We start from the raw sequence: 18,159 nt of genomic DNA, 5'->3' as shown, positions 1-18,159 counted from the left end.
GCCAGTCTTTTTTGGTATTTATCCCGCATTTGCCGGCTTTTTTCCGCGCTTGGGGTTGGTGCCAGCTTTACGTGGGGCGGCCTTGCGCTTCTTTTTCCACGGCGTCGCACCTCGGCCAGCCGGGCTGGCGGGGCCAGTGATAGTCATGCGCATGCCGTTACAGCGTGCCACCTGCTTGCTCATCCAAGCCGCTTGCTTGGCGACGAATTCCTCCAGGCTCATTTCGCCGCTTTGCACCATGTCCAGTGCCTGTTCCCAGATGGCGGTGGTGCCGGGGTCGGCGATGGCGCGGGGCACCGCGTCGATCAGGCTGAACGCGGCCGGGGTTGCTGACAGGGCCTTGCCGTTTTTCACCAGATAACCGCGATCCAGCAAGCCCTGGATGATCCCGGCGCGGGTGGCCTCGGTGCCGATGCCAGTGGTGTCCTTGAGTTTTTGCTTGAGCAACGGGTCCTCCACCAGCTTGGCGACGTTTTTCATGGCCTTGATCAGGTCGCCTTCGGTAAAGGGCTTGGGCGGCTGGGTCCACAGGTCTTTGAGGTTGACCTTGGCCACGGCATAGTCGTGGCCCTGCACCAGCGTCGGCAAAGCTTGGGGCGCAGGCGCTTCGCGACCTTTGGCGGGTGCCAGCGCTTCGGGCAAGGCGCGTTTCCAGCCCGGTTCAATAATGACTTTGCCCACCGCGCGCAACGCCTGGCCGGCACAGTCGAAATCGGCCTGGGTGCGGTCGTATTCATGGTTGGGCAGGAACTGCGCCAGGTAGCGCGCACGAATCAGCGTATAGACCGCACGGTGCTTGCCGGTCAGTTGGCTGACCTCCTTGCCGGCTCCGGTGGGGATGATGCCGTGGTGGGCGCTGACTTTCGCGTCGTTCCAGGCCCGCGAACGGCGCCGAGGGTCGATGTGCGACATCAGCTCGTTGACCGCCGTGTCCGCACGGCCCAGCGCCGCAAGGATCTTCGGCGCTTCACTGTGCTGGCTCAATGGCAGGTAGCCGCAATCGCTGCGCGGGTAGGTGATGGCCTTGTGGGTTTCGTACAGGGATTGGGCGATATCCAGGGTTTCCTGGGCTCCCAGGCCGAGCTTCTTCGAACAGATCTCCTGCAAGGTGCCGAGGTCGAAGGGCAGGGGCGCCACTTCGCGCATGCGCTCGGTACGCAGCTTCACCAGCCGCGCCGTGGCGGCGTTGAGCATGGCGTCGGCGGTGTCCCGCGCCAGTTGCGGGTTGAGGCAACGGCCCTGGTCGTCACAGGCATCCTCAGGGGCGCGCCATTGGGCGGTGAAGGTGATGTGATCGTGGCGCAGGTCGACATCAATGGCCCAGTAGGCCACCGGCACGAAGTCGGCAATGCTGCGATCACGGTCCACCACCAGGCGCAGGGTCGGGGTTTGCACCCGGCCTACCGGGAGTACGCCCTGGTAACCGGATTGGCGCCCCAGCAGGGTAAACAGGCGGCTCATGTTCATACCTATCAGCCAGTCGGCGCGCGAGCGCCCCAGGGCCGAGTGATACAGGCTGAAGGTTTCTGCACCGGGTTTGAGCGCCGCCAGGGCCTTGCGAATGGAGGCGTCGTCAAGTGCCGACAGCCACAACCGCTGGATCGGCCCGCGGTAGCGGCAGTGTTCCACCAGTTCACGGGCGATCATCTCGCCTTCACGGTCGGCGTCGGTGGCGATCACCAGTTCCTGGGCTTCCCCCAGCAAGCGCTTGACGGCCTTGTATTGGCTGGCGGTCTTGGGCTTGACCAGCATCTTCCACTTTTCCGGGACGATCGGCAGGTCGGCCAGCACCCAGCGTTTATATTTGGCGTCGTAGGCATCGGGCGGTGCGGTCTCCAGCAGGTGGCCGATACACCAGGTGACCGTGACTCCATTACCCAGCCAGCACCCATCGCCGCGGCGGCTGGCACCGAGCACGGCCGCGATATCCTTGGCCTGGGAGGGTTTTTCACAGAGGTACAGCCGCATGGTCATCACATCAGATCGGGTTGATGCCTTGCAGGATGCTTATTTGAAGGGGTTTGAGCAACCATTATCTGTATGGATGTACAGCAATTTGTGTGGGTGCCATACGCCGCTGTAGGAGCGAGCTTGCTCGCGAAGGTCGTTAACGATGACGCGGGGCGCCTGGTGCCCCGCGTTGCTCTCAGGTTCTTCGCGAGCAAGCTCGCTCCTACAGGGCAGAGGTATCAGTTGTTTTCGATATCCACATGCCGGGTTTCCTTGAGGCAGAACAACCCGACGATCAGGCTCACGCCCGTCACCACCACCGGGTACCACAACCCATAGAAGATATCGCCGGTATACACCACCAAGGCAAACGACACCGTCGGCAGGAACCCGCCAAACCAACCGTTACCGATGTGGTAGGGCAGGGACATCGAGGTGTAGCGGATGCGCGTCGGAAACAGCTCCACCATCAGCGCCGCCAAGGGCCCGTAGCACATGGCGGCGATGAAGATCAGCACCACGATCAGCACCACCACCATCAGCTTGTTGACCTGGGCCACATCCGCCGATGACGGGTAACCGGCCAGGGCCACGGCGCCACGCAGGGCCGCTTCATCAAAGCCGTCGATACGCACATCGCCGACGCTCACTTGCACCGGGCTGCCCACAGGGGCGGCGGCGCTGCTGTAGGGCAGACCCTGTTTGACCAGGAAGGTCTTGACCTTGTCGCACGGGCTGTCAAAACGGGCCTTGCCCACCGGGTCGAACTGGAAGGTGCAGGTGGCCGGGTCGGCCAGTACGGTGATCGGCGCCTGTCGGCTGGCCTGGTCCATTGCCGGGTTGGTGTAGTGCGCCAGGCCCTTGAAGATCGGGAAGTACAGGGCGGTCGCCAGCAGCAGGCCGAGCATCAGCACTGGCTTGCGCCCGACCTTGTCCGACAGCCAACCAAACAGGATAAAGAACGGCGCGCCAATTACCACGCTGATGATCAACAGCATATTGGCCAGGGCCGGGTCCATGCGCAGGAATTGGGTGAGGAAGAACAGCACATAAAACTGCGCCGCGTAGAAGGTCACCGCCTGCCCGCCGTTGATACTGAACAGCGCGATCAGCACCACCTTGAGGTTTTCCCATTTGCCGAAGGACTCGCGAATCGGCGCCTTGCAGGCCTTGCCTTCCTCTTTCATCTTCAAGAAAGCGGGCGATTCGTGCAGGCTCATGCGGATCCAGGTCGAGATGCCCAGCAGCACGATGGAAAACAAGAACGGAATGCGCCAGCCCCACACTTCGAACTGATCGCCGGTGAAGTAACGGCAGGCCAGCACCACCAGCAGCGACAGCAGCAGGCCGAGGGTGGCGGTGGATTGAATCCAGCTGGTGTGCAGGCCGCGCTTGCCCGGTGGCGCATGCTCGGCCACGTAGGTGGCGGCGCCACCGTACTCACCGCCCAGCGCCAGGCCCTGCAGCATGCGCAGCACAATGAGGATGATCGGCGCAGCAATGCCGATGCTGGCGTAGGTCGGCAGCAACCCGACGCAGAAGGTTGCCACGCCCATCAGGATGATGGTCACGAGGAAGGTGTACTTGCGCCCGATCATATCGCCCAGCCGGCCGAACACCAGCGCACCGAATGGCCGCACTACAAAGCCTGCGGCAAAGGCCATCAAGGCAAAGATAAACGCCGTGGTGTCGTTGACCCCGGCAAAGAACTGCTTGCTGATCACCGCCGCCAGGGCGCCGTAGAGAAAAAAGTCATACCACTCGAACACCGTCCCCAAGGAGGAGGCGAAGATGACCTTTCTTGATTCGTTGGCGGTACTTGCACTGGCCGCCGAGCCCAGGGGTTGAGCATGTTCTGACATCGGGTGTCCCTCACAGTGATTATTTATTGTTGTTCCACTGTCGGCGCTGACCTCGGCGCCGCTATTTTTTCAACGTCTTCAATATCGTTAATGATTACGCGGGGTGCCTTGTAGTGCGCGGTGCCGTTGGGTTTTTCGCGAGCAAGCTCGCTCCTACAGTGTTTGGGGACAGGATGAGCTGCGCGGCCTTCTCCGCGATCATCAGCGTGGGTGAGCAGGTATTGCCGGAGGTGATGCGCGGCATGATCGACGCATCCGCAATGCGCAGGCCGGGAATGCCGTGTACGCGCAGTTGGCTGTCGACCACGGCGTCTTTGTCATCGCCCATGCGGCAGGTGCCCACCGGATGGAAAATCGTGGTACCGATCCGTGCAGCGGCCTCGTGCAGTTGTTCTTCAGTTTGCAGGGCTTCGCCGGGCAGGTATTCCACCGGTTTGAACTGGCTCAGGGCCGGAGCGGCGACGATGCGCCGGGTCAGGCGAATAGCGTCGGCGGCCACGCGCAAGTCTTCGGGGTGGCTGAGGTAATTAGGCTGTATCAGCGGCGCATCCGCCGGGTTGGTCGAACGGATATCCACCCGGCCGCGACTTTGGGGGCGCAGGTCGCAGACCGACGCGGTAAATGCCGGGAAGCCGTGCAACGGTTCGCCAAAGCGTTCCAGGGACAGTGGCTGCACATGGTATTGCAGGTTGGCGGAGGTTTGCTCCGGGCCGGAGCGGGCAAACGCGCCAAGCTGGCTGGGCGCCATCGACAGCGGGCCGCTGCGGTCGTACAGGTAGCGCAGGCCCATGCCCATCTTGCCCCACAATGTGCCGGCGATCTGGTTCAGGGTGCGGGCATTTTCCAGCTTGTAGATCAGGCGCAGTTGCAGGTGATCTTGCAGGTTGCCGCCAACGCCTGGCAGCTCGTGCACCACGTTGATACCCAGCGGCTTGAGCACATGGGAAGGGCCGATCCCTGAGCGTTGCAGAATGCCCGGCGAACCCACCGAGCCGGCGCACAGTACGATCTCTTTGCGCGCCTTCCAGCTCAGTGCCTGGCCGTGTTGGCGTCCCAGTACCTGCGAGGCACGACCGTTTTCCAGTAGCACACGCTCAACCTCTACCTCAGTCAGCACGGTGAGGTTGGGGCGCTGGCGGATCGGCTTGAGGAACGCCTTGGCCGCATTCCAGCGCACACCGGCTTTCTGGTTGACCTGGAAGTAACCGCAGCCCTCGTTGTCGCCCTGGTTGAAGTCATTGATATTGGCGATGCCGCTTTGGGCAGCCGCTTCACGAAACGCATCGAGGATCGGCCACGACAGGCGCTGTTGCTCGACGCGCCACTCACCGCCCTCGTTGTGGAATTCAGAGCCGCCGGCAAAATGGTTTTCGCTCTGTTTGAACAGCGGCAGTACGTCTTTCCAAGCCCAGCCCGCGTTGCCCGCCGCCGCCCAGCCATCGTAGTCCTGGGCCTGGCCACGCATGTAGATCATGCCGTTGATGGACGAGCAGCCGCCCAGCACTTTGCCCCGTGGGTAACTCAAGGCGCGCCCCTGCAGGCCGGCTTGAGGTTGGGTCTTGAAGCACCAGTCGGTGCGTGGGTTGCCGATGCAGAACAGATAGCCGACGGGGATATGGATCCAGGGGTAGTTGTCGCGGCCACCGGCTTCCAGCAGCAGGACACGGTGAGCCGGGTTGACGGACAGACGATTGGCCAGCAGGCATCCGGCAGGGCCGGCGCCGACGACGATGTAATCGTATTCAGCAGTTGCATTGGGCATCTGGGGTCTCGCTTGTTTTTCTTATTGGGCCCATCCTAGTTGTTAGTTTTCGTCTTAAAAATGTTAGTTTTTACCCACCCGCTGTGCGTTTTTAAACAACGCCGGCGGGCCCAGGCTCTGGAGGCGATATGTTCGACTGGAATGACCTGCGGTTTTTTCTCGAGTTGCAGCGCAGTGGCCGCCTGCTCACCGCCGCCCAACGCCTGAAAACCACGCATGCCACCGTGGCGCGGCACATCGACGCCATCGAGAAAAGCCTCGGCACGGCGCTGTTCGTGCAGCACGCCCAGGGCTATGAACTGACGCCTGCCGGCGAAGCATTGCTCAAACATGCCGAAGCTATGGAAAACGTGGCACTGCTGGCCGAAGACGAGCTCACCCACTCTGCGGCGCCCCTGGGCAAGATTCGCCTTGGTGTAGCCGAAGGGCTGGGCGTGATGTTTCTGGCCGCACGCATGGGCGGGTTGTTTGAACGCTATCCAGGTTTGGAGGTGGAGCTGGTCGCGGTGCCGCGTTTCGTCAGCATCCTCAATCGCGAAGCGGAGATCAGCATTCACTTGGAACGCCCCAGCGCCGATCAACTGGTGACGCGCAAACTCACCGATTATCGTCTGGCGCTGTACGCCAGCCGTGCCTACCTGGCGCGTAACCCGCCCATCGAAAAACGTGAAGACCTCTCTGCCCATGCCTGGATCGATTATGTCGATGACCTGCTGTTCAGCCAGGAATTGAAGTTCCTCAACAGCTTCTGCCGTAGCCCCCGGGTGGTGTTCCACAGCACCAGCGTGATCGCCCAGCACCAGGCGGCGCGTTCGGGGTTGGGCATTGCGGTGTTGCCATGTTTCATGGCGGCTGGGGATGGAGAGTTGGTGCCGTTGCTACCGGCGGAGGGTATCCAGCGCAGCTATTGGATCAGTTCGCGCCGGGAGCTGCACAAGTCGGTGCGGTTGCGGGTGTTGTGGGATTATGTGGTGGAGCTGTGCGCAAGGGAGCAGGGCTTGTTGCTCGGCGAATCCCGCTGACACACACGGATTAAAATGTGGGAGCTGGCTTGCCTGCGATGGCGGTGTGTCAGTCACCGATGGGCAAGCTGACCGGCCGTCATCGCAGGCAAGCCAGCTCCCACATTTGGATCGTGGTGTGTCAGGGACAGTCTAGAGCTTTACTACCTGATGCACCTGCTCGGCACAGGCCCGGGCCTCTTCAATCATCTTTCCGAACGCATCGCTGGTGACTTCGGCATGGGTCAGCCAGCGCTTTTTCTGGCTCAGGCGATAGTGATAGCGCAGCGAGCCGTTCTCCAGTTTTCCGTCCAGGTCGAGGTTGTACCAGGGCGAGCGTACCTTGCAGCCGGGGATGGCTTTTTCCATCTTCCCGCCTGCCAGGGTGTAGGTGTAGTCATAGGTTTCAGGATTGCCCAGATAAATGTCGGCCTGTTGCCCCTGGCGGCGATAGTTGATGTAGCCCTCCCAGCGGTCTTTCAAGGACGGGTCGGTGTAGACATAGTCATTGGCCAGTTTTTCCAGGGCGCGCTGATCGTTCATGCGGGCGGTGACGCTGTAGCCGTCATGTACCACAAAGCGGGTGGGTTCGCGGGTGATCTGGCAGTCGCTGATATCGTTGCCGAAGTTGGCGCAGATGTTCTGGTCGGTGGCGGTGGTGCCTTGCTGGCGGTCTGCGACGCTCAGTTGCATCAGCGGCAGGCGGCTGAAGGTAATAGTCGCCTTGACCGCGCCATCTCCCTCTTTGCCGTACTGCACCTGTTTGTCCAGGCGTATCGAGACTTCGGGGCGCTCCAGTGGGATGTGTTCTTCGCGCACCTGGCCCTGCGCATCGTTGACCAACACCCAGCGGTCCTGAATATCGGGCATGGTCTGGCCAGGGGCGAAGACCGGGTTGGTCGGGTCAAGCCACCACACCTGGCCATTCACTTCGGCACGCACGATGGCGTGGTTCGGCGCCTGGGTGCCGGGGATCAGCAAGGCATCGACCACGTCGCCACGGCTGACCCACGCGGTCTCAGCCTTGATGCCACTGGCTTTGAGCATGGCCGTCAGCAGCGTCGCCAGGTCCTTGCAGTCGCCGTAGCCGTGCTGCTCGATTTCCGCCAGGCTGAACGGCACATAGCCGCGCTCGGTCGCGCGCCAGTCACCCAGGTAGCGGTAGTGATCATTGATGTGCTGCATCATTGCCGCGACTTGCTCAGCTGGCGCCAGGCTGCGTGCGGCGGCCACGGCGGCGGCGGCTTGCGCCGGCAGGGTGGCGCCGAGGATCTGGTTGTAACGCTGGGCGAAATCACCGAAGTACGCCTGGCGGTCCACGGCGCTGCCCACTTCCAGGCGTGGGACGCGCAGTAGTGCGGCGGCGGAGGATTCATTGATGTAGTTGAGGTAGGTCGGGGCTTTTTGCACCACATCCAGGGTCTTGCCGTTGCTCGAAGGCGTTACCTTGAAACCGTCGAACAATTCACTTCGCCACTGGATCGGCCGTTCGGCGGTAAAGCGCGCCTTGAAGCGATCGCGGCGGGCTGAGCTGGGCCCGAATTTGAGCACATAGTGGAATTGGGTCATCAGCGGTTTGGCCGGGTAATGCTGGCGTACCGTGTAGCGGATCTGCGTGCCCACGCGCAGGTTGGGGAAGGCCAGGGAGGTTTGCTTGTCGCGGCTGAAGCCTTGGTCCGGGTTGGGTGCGCTGCGGGTATCGATTTGCGTGGCGGCCAGGGCGACGGGCTTGGCGCCAGGCTGGGTGGACTGAGCGCTGACCACTTCAAAGGTGTCGGCTTCGGAGTAGTCGAAGTCGATGCGCGAAAGCATTTCGCGGCCGTTGGCCTTGAGGATCGTGTAGCGGTAAGTGGTGGTGCAGTCGGTGCTGGCGTCGCGGTTGAAGTGGCAGTGCAGCTCGGTGTCACTGGCCAGCGGGGCTTCGGCTATGGGTTGCAGGGCTGCGCTGACGGAATGGGAAACCAGCCCCAGGCTGATGGCAATCAAAGGGCGGTGAAACGAAAAACGGTACATGGGCGCCTCGGGTGACACATTGAAACAGCTACCCGGCGGGTAGCGAGAAGGCGCCGGATGATAATGGATCTCAACGGCAAAGGCCAGGATTGTTCGACAATTTATCGGGCTGAAAGGCCCGTGCTAGAGCCTTTTGTTTGATTTGTGTCAAGGTTTCAGCAGTTCGAACTCTGCACTGGCCAGGCGTTCACCGTTGATCAAAACATGTATCCGATGCGTGCCGGGGTAGTGCTTGCGCGTGGTCAATTCGCGGATGTGCTGCTCGCGGTTGATGGTCTGCCGTTCGCCGGCGCCCAAGGTAAAAGCCTTGAGCTTGAACACTTTGGATGCGCTGTGGCCAGCGCTTTTTACGTAGTCGATGGCGTAGTCCACCACCAGTTTTTGCGCGTGGTTGGCGGTGGATTCCAGCTGGAATGACAGATTGATCCGCTCGCCCAATCGGATCACGGCGGGGGTGACGCTCAGTCCACGGATCGTCACCTCAGCCTTGGCTCCGGCCCCCATGATCGTCAGCGCGCGGGTGTCGCCTTGCTTGATCAAGCTGCGCAACGCATGGCGAGCGATCCAGGCGGTGTGGGCGTTGGCCAGGTTCCAGCCTTCGATCACATTGAGCACCCAGTCGGGGTGGTCCTTGGTGATGTCATTGAGGTGGTTGGCCACCGACTTGCGCACATAGAGGCTGCTGTCGGCCCTGAGGTTATCCAGGATCGACGCACATAACTTGGGGTTGGCCTGCACGTTGGCGAGGCGAAACGACCAAGGCAGGCGAGGGCGTGAGCCTTCACTGGCCAGGCGGCGTACGTGTTCGTTGCCATCCAGCGACCATTGCTGCATCACTGCCAAGGTGCGCTCGAAGTCGTGCAGTAAGAAGTGGCGAATGGCGAACTCGGCCGAACCAAAGGTGGTGAAAAACTTCAGCGCGGCCATTGAACGTTTGAAATCACCCAGGCCATAACTCGCCACGTAATGCGCCAGGAACAGGCTGACAAAGCCGCTGTTGATGCGCGGTGCCAGAGCGTAAAGCAGCTTGAGGGTTTGCGCATAATCCAGCGGGATCACCGCGTGCAGGCTCTCGCTGACCCGGGCCATGCGTTGCATCACCGATAACTCGGCCAGCCCGACGCAAGCGTGCTGGAGAAAACCCTTGGCGTCGAACGCCGGGTACACCACAGTCATTTCGGTGGCGATGTGTTGCAGGCGTTCGATGTTGAAGATTTCCTTGAGGGCCGGGGCGGCTTGGTCGCTCATCTGCATTTCCATGGTGGGGTCAGAGAAACCAGCGATATTCTCGCGCATGGATCTCTTGTTGAAATGCCAGGTGATCCTGGCGTTTGTTCTCGCAATACACTTCGACAAATTCCGCGCCCAGCTTGTCGCGCAGTATTGGTTGCTGCTGCATGGCACGCACGGCGTCGAGCATTTCCACCGGGAAATCGGTGCCGCTGTTGCGGTCTTCGTTCAATGGCGCGATGGGTTCGCGCTTGGCATCAAGCCCGTGCTCCAGGCCCACCAGGATTGCCGCCAGCACCAGGTAAGGGTTGGCATCGGCGCTGGCCAGGCGGTGCTCGATCCGCAGGTTGCGCGGGTCGGACTCGGGGATACGCACACAGGCATCGCGGTCTTCAAAGCCCCAGCTCGCCCGCGTCGCAGCGTTGACCGTGCCGCCCAGGCGACGGAAGGCGTTGTGGTTGGGCGAGAAGATCGGCATGCAGTGGGGCAGCAATTCCAGGCAACCGGCTACGGCGTGGCGCAATGGCTGCTGCTGATGGGCCGCTAGCAAGTTATTGCCCGCTGCGTCGTAAAGGCTGACATGCACGTGCATGCCGCTGCCGGGAAATTGCAGATAGGGTTTGGCCATGAAGCTGGCGCGGTAACCATGCTTGAGCGCAACGCCACGGGTGCTGCGGCAGAACAGGGCGGCCCAGTCGGCGGCGCGCAGGCCGTCATCGCAGTGGCCGAAGTTGATCTCGAACTGGCCGGGGCCGATCTCGGCGGTGATCACCGTGATGTCGATGCCTTGGTCCTTGGCGGTTTGCGCCATGTCGTCGAGCACGTCGCTGAAACGCGACAGCCGTTCGATATGCAGGTTGGGCTGGTCGTCGGCATCCCCACTGAGCGGGTCGCGGGCGAATTGCGGCAGGCCGTTTTCCAGCTGTTTATCGAACAGGTAGAACTCCAGCTCAAACGCCACCACGGGATGAATGCCCTGATGCTGCAAGCGTTCCAGGACCTTGGCCAGGACTTCGCGGGGTTCGAACTCGATGGGCGCTTCGGTGCCGTCCGAGGTGATGAGCATTTGCCCCAATGGCTGCGACTCCCAGTTCACCGGTTTGAGCGTGCCGGGCACCAATCGGCGATTGGCGTCCGGGTCGCCATCGTTGAAGCAGTAGTCGCCAATCTTGAACAACCCCCCCTGGACCCCCAGCAATACCGCATTCTGCGGCAGCTTCAGCGGGCTGCCGGCGGCGACTTTTTCAAGCATCTCCACGGGGTAGCGCTTGCCGTAGAAATGCCCGGGAATGTCTAGGGCGATCAGGTCGACATAGCGCACGTCGGGGTGGTTCTGGCGAAAGCTGCGTACTTCGGCCAGCAACGTGGAGGAATGGCTTTTCACGGGTGCAGCTCCTAGTTGTAAACCCACAAGACGCGGGCGGGCAGGTCGGTCAGGTTGGCGTAGCGGCAGTGGGCGAAACTGGCGAGGTGGAAACTGTCGCCGGGGCTGAGGGTGACTGGCGCGGCTTCGTCATCCACCCACAGGGTCAACTCGCCTTCGAGCACAAATCCGGCCTGTTCGGCACGGTCGCTCATGCTCTGTTCGCCGCTGTTGGCACCGGGGGCCAACAGGCTGTCAAGCATCGAGAACGCACCGTTCATGCTCGGCGACACCAGGATGTCGGTGATGCCATTGGCGTAATACACCGTGCGCCGCTCGTTGGGGCGTGTGACCCAATCCACCGCCTTGGGTTTGGGCAGGCTGTAGAAATAGGTGGTGGGCACATCGAGGGCGTGGCTGATGGCGGTTAAATCGGCCACGGTCGGGCGCGACAGGCCACGTTCGACCTGGGACAGAAACCCCACCGACCGTTCGATTTTTTGCGCAAGTTGGGCCAGGGTGAGCTTCTTGTGCTTGCGCAGGTCGTGGATCAGCGCCGCGAGGGTGGCGAGTTCTTCTTGAGGGGTCATGAAATTTAATTCGAATAATTTCATGAAAAATTACACGATTATTTTCACGCTCGCAAACCCTATGCACAAACCCTTGTGGCGAGGGAGCTTGCTCCCGCTGGGCAGCGAAGCGGCCCCAACCCATTCACCGCATGCGTTCAGTGGATGCGCGGTGTGGCTTTTTGGGGCTGCTGCGCAGCCCAGCGGGAGCAAGCTCCCTCGCCACAAAGGATTGGGAAATATGGGGAAACTGTATTGGGCAGGGACATCTCAGGTGCCTGCTAGGTTGAATGGACCATTCAACCATTCAGGGGAGCAAAGGATTGCTTCACAAGCCCAACTCTCATTTGTTGCGACGTGGCCGTTATTCAGAACCTGGTCGAGCTTATTTGGTGACTGCCGTGGTTTATCAACGTCGCCCGGTATTTGCCGATCTTTACCTGGGGCGGCTATTGGTTGCCGAGCTCAAACGAGCCCATGACCTTGGACTGGTCAACTCGCTGGCTTGGGGCATTATGCCGGACCACCTTCACTGGTTATTTGAATTGCGAGGCGCGACGCTGCCTGAAGTGATGAAACGGGTGAAGTCGCGCAGCACACTGACCATCAACCGAGCCCGTCGCACGCACGGTGCTTTTTGGCAGTACGGCTATCATGATCGTGCGGTGCGGGCCGATGAAGACCTTATCAAGGCTGCTCGCTACATCATCGCCAACCCACTGCGAGCCGGACTGGTCGAGCATGTTGGCGACTACTCGCTCTGGGACGCCGCCTGGCTATAACGGTGTACCCCCCTGTGGCGAGGGAGCTTGCTCCCGCTGGGCCGCGAAGCTGCCCCAAAAAGCCCGACCGCGTACCCACTGAAAACATGCGGTGAATGGATTGGGGCCGCTGCGCAGCCCAGCGGGAGCAATCTCTGGCCACAGGGAAATACGGCTGAATGATTACGCGCCGCCGCGGTCGGAATCTGGGTACGCACCATTAATTGAAGGAGCACCCATGAAGTCGAAAACCTTAGCCGCTTGCCTGCTGGTCGCTGCCAGCTTTTCCTCCGTCAGCGCTGTAGTGCAGGCCGGCGATACCCCTCAGGAAACCGTGCAACCTTCAAACATCAACGCTCGTGATTTGAAAGAAGGCGACCGCGCTCCGGATATCCTGATGCGCAAGGAGTCGGCCATCAGCGATTGGAAAAAGCGCGGCCTGAAGCAGCCCGAAGAAGAAAGCCAGTGGGCGCGCGTAGGCGACAAGTACGTCCTGCTCAAGACCACCAACGGCACCATCCTCGAGATTACGCCAGTCAAGAAATAATCCCGCCGGGGCATCTGCTCGTTTCATGTTTCTTGCGTTAAGGTAACCGACCGCAATGGTCGCGTTACCTTTGAAGAACGAGAGCAGGATGCTTGCCACCATCAGAAACTACCCCCGCACCGTGAACCTGTTGCTGTGCGCCACGTTGCTGCTTACGCTGGCCAAGGCCATCACTTTTCCTTATCTCGTGATCTACCTCACCAGCCATTTCGCCTTGGACATTACCCAGGTCGGCCTGGTAATCGGCAGTTCGCTGATCGTCGGTTCGCTACTCAGTGTCTACGGTGGTTTCCTGGTCGACCGCATCAATAGCTATCGCCTGTTGCTCGGCTTGAGCCTGGTGTTTGTGCTGGGGTTTATCGGCACGGTGCTGGCGCAAAATATCTGGTCGTTCTATGGCTGCCTGATCCTGATCAACCTGGCCTACGCCGTCATCGATATTGCGGTGAAAGCCGGCTTCGCCAGCCTGCTGCCCGAAGACGCGCGCAGCGAAGTGTTTTCCATCAAATACACGCTTACCAATATCGGCTATGCCGTGGGGCCGTTCTTTGGCGCGATGGTGGCCAAGCTGGATATCAGCCTGCCGTTTATTCTGTCGGCGCTGTTGGGGCTGGGGTTTTTTCTGCTGTACGGGCGCTGGGGTGACCGTAACTTGGCCACGGTGGACGCCACGCAAAAGCCGCTGCCGTTCCTTGCCGTCGCCCGCGTTTTGCTGCAGGACCGTCGCCTAGTGTGCTTCACCCTCGGCGGTTTACTCAGCGCGGTGGTGTTCGGCCAGTTCACGGCCTATCTGTCGCAATACCTGGTGACCACCACGACCGCCGAATACACCTACACGGTGATCAGCGCGGTGCTGACCACCAACGCCGTGCTAGTGATTGCCTTGCAGTACTTGATTGGCCGGCGCATCTCGCACCGTTACCTGAGCCAGTGGCTGATCGCTGGCTTGAGCATGTTCATGCTGGGGTTGATTGGCTTCGGGCTGTCCACCAGCGTGGTGGGCTGGGTGCTGGCGATGGCGGTGTTCACCGTCGGGGAGATCATCGTGTTTCCGGCCGAATACATGTTTATCGACCGAATTGCCCCGGACCACCTGCGGGGCATGTATTACGGGGCGCAAAACCTGTCCAACCTCGGTGCGGCGCTGGGGCCGGTGCTGTGTGGGCTGGTGTTGGCCAGCCTGCCGGCCCATTACATGTTCTACATGCTGGGGGCGTTTATCGTTGCCGGCGGGGTGTTTTATTTCATGGGAGCGGCGATAAAGGCAAATCATCCAGCGTGAGCTTGCCGACGTTGTTGCTTTGCAGCTCGTAGCGCAATTCATCCACCATTTTCGCTACTTCCTGCGGGGTCTGCAGGCGGTTGGTGCTGATGCCAGTAACCACCAGGTCGACGCGGCCGGTCTCGGCATCGTAGACCTTGAGGGTCAAGGACGCGTCCCGGCACAGGGTGAATTCGCACGTCAGCGGTGACAGGCCTTCTTCGATGCAGTTGCGCAGCTGAGAGAGGGTAAACATGCGGGTTCCTTCTAGGCATAAATACGATCCCTTGAAGGTTATTGCTTGCACCGCCGCTCAATAAGGCGAATTCGCACTAGACGCACTAGTGCATTTGCAGGGTCAGGGCTTGTTTTTCAGGCGCAAATCACCGGCAAACAGCCCGCGTTCACGAGCCCAGACGATCGCAGCACTACGGCTGTGCACCCCCAGCTTGGAATACACCGTGGCCACATGGTTACGCACGGTGTTGGGCGCCAGTTTCAGGCGCGAGGCGATTTCTTTGTCCGCCAGGCCCTCGCAGATCAGGCCCAATACATCGCGCTCGCGGGCGGTGAGGTCGGTGAAGGAAACATTCGGCAGGTTGGGGCTGTTGACGCTCTTGGCGTTGGCCAGCTTCTCGATCAGGGTCTGGCTGAACCAGGACGCGTCCTGCATGACTTCCTCGATGGCCGCCACCAGTTCCAGCTCCGAGCGTTTGCGCTCGGTGATGTTCATCAGCACCATCAGGTAGCAGGGGACGTCCTGGATAATCACGGTGTCGGCGGATACCACGCAGTCGATCACCTCGTTGCCTTTCTTGCGCACCTTGAGGTCCTGGCCTTCAAGGTTGCCGGCTTTTTCCAGGGTGGCGAACAACTGCGCGCCGGCCTGGGGGCTGTCGATGAAGTTGATGTCTTCGATGGATTTGCCGATCAATTCCTCGCTGATGTAGCCGGTGATGCTCATGAAGGCTTCGTTGATGTCTACTACCTGGCGGTTGTCGGCACTGCATACCAGGGTCGGCACGGGCGTCAGGCGGAAGGATTTGGCGAAGCGTTCTTCGCTCTGGCGCAGGGCGATCTCGGCTTTGCGCCGAGGCTCCAGGTCGGTGAAGGAAAACAGCATGCAGTCTTCCTCGTTCATGTCCAACGGTTGGCCGGCGACGATCACCAGTTTGCTGCCACCTTCGGGCAGTCTCAGTTCGGCCTGCATCTGCGGGATGGTCGCGCCTTCGCCCAGGCGCTGGATCGCCAGGTCCTTGCGCTCGGCCTGTTCCAGCACATCCAGTTCATACACAGATTTGCCGATGACCTGGTCGCGGTTGTAGCCGGTCATCTCCAGAAAACCCTGGTTGACCTTGATGTAGCGCAGGTCGCTGAGGCGACAGATCACCGCGGGCGCCGGGTTGGCGTTGAAGGTTTTCTCAAAGCGTTGCTCGGCGCTGGCCCATTCGGTGGCGTCGCTGAGGATCAGTACCAGCAACTCAGGTTCACCCTGGGCATCGGTCAGCACCAGGCTGCGCAGGCGATGTACCCAACTGCGGTGTTCGTCGTCGGCGGGTGTGACTTCCACCACCACATCGCTGAACTCTTCGCCGGCAGCCACGCGGCTGAGGGGGTAGCTGTCCAGTGGCAAGGGATGGTTGTTGCGATAGCGCAGGGCAAAGCGTTTGGCGTACGCCTCGGTATTGGCGCCCAGTTCCTTGACCTCGCTGACCCCATGCATGGTCAACGCCGCTTCATTGGCCCAGAGAATGGTCTGGTCGACCTCGGCCAGAATCACACCGTCGGACAGCCCGGAGATGATGGTTTGCAGTTGGCGGCGGTTGGTTTCTTTGGCGAGAACATCCTGGGTCATAACGTCTCCGATTAGGGCAGGGCAAGGCACATTGGGTTACGACATCCTGGCTTCAGGATAGTGCAGAGTAATTACCCACGGGGCAGTGCGAATGCACCAGACCACCTGGTGCATATGGGCCAGGACTGAACGTATGTCGTTTCGCCACACTCACACCCATCAAGGCACATTGCCTTGCTCCTCAATTTGAAAAGGACCTTTGTATGACCACTGTCTATGAAACCAATCGATCGCTGTTTCGAGTGTCGTGGAGCTCGGTATTGGCCGGTAGTGCAATCGCACTGGTCACCTACCTGGTCTTGAGTGTGTTGGGCACCGCCATTGGCGCCAGTGCCGTTGACCCGATGGAAGCGGGCAACCCGTTGAGCGGTTTTGGCACGGGTGCGGGTATCTGGTTGTTTGTATCGACTCTGGTCGCCATCGCGTTGGGCGCGTTCGTGGCCGGCCGCACCGCGCCGGATCGTGGCGGCCTGCATGGGGTGCTGACCTGGACCTTGACCACCTTGCTCACCACTTGGCTGTTGGCGGGCCTGGCTTCCAGCGTGGTCGGTACGGCCGGCAACGTGGTGGGTAAAGGTCTGTCTGCTGCGGGCAGTGGCATTGCTGCCGCCGCGCCGGGGATTGGCAATAGCATCAAGCAACAGTTGAACGAGCAGGGCATCGAGTTGGACTGGAACAGCCTGCAAGGCCAACTGGATACCTTGCTCAAGCAGAGCGGCAAGGCTGAACTGGACCCTGCCAATGTCGAGCAGAAAGCCGATCAGGCAGCTGTCGATGGCAAGCAGTCGGCTACCGATGCAGCGACCAATCCTGCCCAGGCCGGTGATGAGCTCAAGCAATGGTTCGAACGTGTGAAAGCGTCCGGCGAGCCAGCATTGAATGCAGCGGATAAAGAGGCGCTGGTCAACATCGTCGCGGCCCGCACTGGCAAGAGCAAAGAAGAAGCCACGCAGATCGTCGACAACTATGCCCAGGCTTATCAGCAAGCCATGCAAAAGGTTGATGAGCTGAAAAAGCAGGCTGAACAGAAAGCCCGTGAAGCCGGTGAAGTCGCTGCCAAGCAACTGTCCCGCGCGGCCTGGAGCACCTTGGCCATGCTGCTGTTGGGTGCGGCGTTGAGCTTCTTTATTGGTCGTATCGCGCTGACTACCCGTCGCGTGCCTTTGGCTTAAAGATGTCTGCGGCAAGGACGCCGCCGGTGTGAAGGGGTAAAATGCTGGCATTTTACCCTTATCCCACAAAGGTGACCCTTGAGCGCAGGCAAAGCCGTCGGACTGTTATTACTCACTTCCCTGTTGGCGGCGTGCGGCACCTCGCCGCCACGCACGCCCAACGACCTCTGCGGTATCTTCCGCGAAAAAGACGACTGGTACGACGCCGCCAAGGTCACGCAAAAGCGCTGGGGCGTACCGATCCAGGTGCCGTTTGCCATCATGTATCAGGAGTCGGGCTTTCGCCACGACGCCAAGACCCCGCGTAAATACCTGCTGTGGATCATCCCATGGGGCCGCGTCTCCACCGCTTCCGGCTATGCCCAGGCCAAGGATGAAGTATGGAACGACTACCGCAAAGCCACCGGCCGCAGCGGCGCTGATCGCGAAGACTTCGACGACGCGATCGACTTTATCGGCTGGTACATGGACAAGACCTACACCATCAACGGCGTCTACAAATACGATGCCTACGGCCAGTACCTGAACTACCACGAAGGCTGGGGCGGCTACCGCCAGCGCACCTATGCCAGCAAAGCCTGGCTGCCGCCGGTAGCGAGCAAGGTACAGGCGCGTTCGCAGATGTATGCGCGCCAATATGCCGGGTGCAAGGATGAGTTGGGGCGCGGGTTCTGGAGCCGGTTCTGGCATTGGTTGTAAAGGGTCGACACGGCGACCTCTGAATGCATGCAGATTCAATGTGGGAGCTGGGGGGGGGGGGGGGGGGGGGGGGGGGGGGGGGGGGGGGGGGGGGGGGGGGGGGGGGGGGGGGGG

General features: G+C 60.8%; 15 protein-coding genes. 6 read left to right on the top strand and 9 right to left on the bottom strand.

What is annotated here, in order from left to right; translation table 11 throughout:
* Window positions 1-18 precede the first annotated feature (18 nt).
* The 3 genes from AC1RAC_RS27335 to AC1RAC_RS27325 all read right to left on the bottom strand — a co-directional run bounded on the left by AC1RAC_RS27335 (window position 19) and on the right by AC1RAC_RS27325 (window position 5,574).
* Window positions 19-1,968, bottom strand: coding sequence for a DNA topoisomerase III (locus AC1RAC_RS27335; RefSeq protein ID WP_252950298.1), 1,950 nt, complete (start codon window positions 1,966-1,968; stop codon window positions 19-21).
* Between the two features lie 221 nt (window positions 1,969-2,189).
* Window positions 2,190-3,812: an MFS transporter gene (locus AC1RAC_RS27330; RefSeq protein ID WP_072448755.1), complete on the bottom strand. Its 1,623-nt coding sequence runs from the start codon at window positions 3,810-3,812 to the stop codon at window positions 2,190-2,192.
* A gap of 94 nt (window positions 3,813-3,906) precedes the next feature.
* Window positions 3,907-5,574: a GMC family oxidoreductase gene (locus AC1RAC_RS27325; RefSeq protein ID WP_072448753.1), complete on the bottom strand. Its 1,668-nt coding sequence runs from the start codon at window positions 5,572-5,574 to the stop codon at window positions 3,907-3,909.
* 128 nt (window positions 5,575-5,702) lie between these two features.
* Between AC1RAC_RS27325 and AC1RAC_RS27320 the strand changes: the two genes are divergently transcribed.
* Window positions 5,703-6,596, top strand: a complete 894-nt coding sequence (locus AC1RAC_RS27320; RefSeq protein WP_034127066.1) for a LysR family transcriptional regulator — start codon at window positions 5,703-5,705, stop codon at window positions 6,594-6,596.
* 132 nt (window positions 6,597-6,728) lie between these two features.
* Here AC1RAC_RS27320 and AC1RAC_RS27315 read toward each other — a convergent pair whose 3' ends face one another.
* The 4 genes from AC1RAC_RS27315 to AC1RAC_RS27300 form a co-directional block, all read right to left on the bottom strand.
* Window positions 6,729-8,588 carry a DUF3857 domain-containing transglutaminase family protein gene (locus tag AC1RAC_RS27315; protein ID WP_072448741.1) on the bottom strand — a complete coding sequence of 620 codons (1,860 nt, stop codon included), beginning with the start codon at window positions 8,586-8,588 and terminating at the stop codon, window positions 6,729-6,731.
* Window positions 8,589-8,735: 147 nt separating this feature from the next.
* A complete protein-coding gene (locus tag AC1RAC_RS27310) occupies window positions 8,736-9,836 on the bottom strand; it encodes a DNA alkylation repair protein (RefSeq protein ID WP_089042771.1) in 1,101 nt (366 codons plus the stop codon).
* A 19-nt stretch (window positions 9,837-9,855) separates the two neighbouring features.
* Window positions 9,856-11,202, bottom strand: coding sequence for a glutamine synthetase family protein (locus AC1RAC_RS27305; RefSeq protein WP_089042770.1), 1,347 nt, complete (start codon window positions 11,200-11,202; stop codon window positions 9,856-9,858).
* Between the two features lie 11 nt (window positions 11,203-11,213).
* On the bottom strand, window positions 11,214-11,771 hold the full coding sequence (locus AC1RAC_RS27300) for a helix-turn-helix domain-containing protein (RefSeq protein WP_072448734.1): 558 nt from the start codon (window positions 11,769-11,771) through the stop codon (window positions 11,214-11,216).
* A 269-nt stretch (window positions 11,772-12,040) separates the two neighbouring features.
* On the opposite strand from AC1RAC_RS27300, the gene AC1RAC_RS27295 reads away from it, so the two are divergent.
* The 3 genes from AC1RAC_RS27295 (at window position 12,041) to AC1RAC_RS27285 (ending at window position 14,340) form a co-directional block, all read left to right on the top strand.
* Complete coding sequence (locus AC1RAC_RS27295; RefSeq protein WP_054922054.1) at window positions 12,041-12,532, top strand: REP-associated tyrosine transposase; 492 nt, start codon at window positions 12,041-12,043, stop codon at window positions 12,530-12,532.
* 217 nt (window positions 12,533-12,749) lie between these two features.
* Complete coding sequence (locus tag AC1RAC_RS27290) at window positions 12,750-13,058, top strand: RcnB family protein (RefSeq protein ID WP_054895758.1); 309 nt, start codon at window positions 12,750-12,752, stop codon at window positions 13,056-13,058.
* 88 nt (window positions 13,059-13,146) lie between these two features.
* Window positions 13,147-14,340 carry an MFS transporter gene (locus AC1RAC_RS27285; protein WP_034127072.1) on the top strand — a complete coding sequence of 398 codons (1,194 nt, stop codon included), beginning with the start codon at window positions 13,147-13,149 and terminating at the stop codon, window positions 14,338-14,340.
* Here AC1RAC_RS27285 and AC1RAC_RS27280 read toward each other — a convergent pair.
* Window positions 14,303-14,575 carry a DUF1652 domain-containing protein gene (locus AC1RAC_RS27280; RefSeq protein ID WP_003190355.1) on the bottom strand — a complete coding sequence of 91 codons (273 nt, stop codon included), beginning with the start codon at window positions 14,573-14,575 and terminating at the stop codon, window positions 14,303-14,305. The genes AC1RAC_RS27285 and AC1RAC_RS27280 overlap by 38 nt on opposite strands.
* Before the next feature lie 102 nt (window positions 14,576-14,677).
* The gene (locus AC1RAC_RS27275; protein ID WP_014717983.1) at window positions 14,678-16,174 is read right to left on the bottom strand and encodes a PAS domain S-box protein; all 1,497 of its coding nucleotides are present in this window, start codon (window positions 16,172-16,174) and stop codon (window positions 14,678-14,680) included.
* A 203-nt stretch (window positions 16,175-16,377) separates the two neighbouring features.
* Between AC1RAC_RS27275 and AC1RAC_RS27270 the strand changes: the two genes are divergently transcribed.
* Both AC1RAC_RS27270 and AC1RAC_RS27265 read left to right on the top strand, forming a co-directional pair.
* Window positions 16,378-17,346 carry a hypothetical protein gene (locus tag AC1RAC_RS27270; protein WP_089042767.1) on the top strand — a complete coding sequence of 323 codons (969 nt, stop codon included), beginning with the start codon at window positions 16,378-16,380 and terminating at the stop codon, window positions 17,344-17,346.
* 78 nt (window positions 17,347-17,424) lie between these two features.
* A complete protein-coding gene (locus tag AC1RAC_RS27265) occupies window positions 17,425-18,045 on the top strand; it encodes a transglycosylase SLT domain-containing protein (protein ID WP_034127075.1) in 621 nt (206 codons plus the stop codon).
* Window positions 18,046-18,159 lie beyond the last annotated feature (114 nt).

The sequence above is a fragment of the Pseudomonas sp. GW823-FHT02F05 genome (assembly GCF_058797315.1).
The sequence above is the reverse complement of the archived record's forward strand: the minus strand, read 5'-3'. Positions and strand labels throughout refer to the sequence as shown.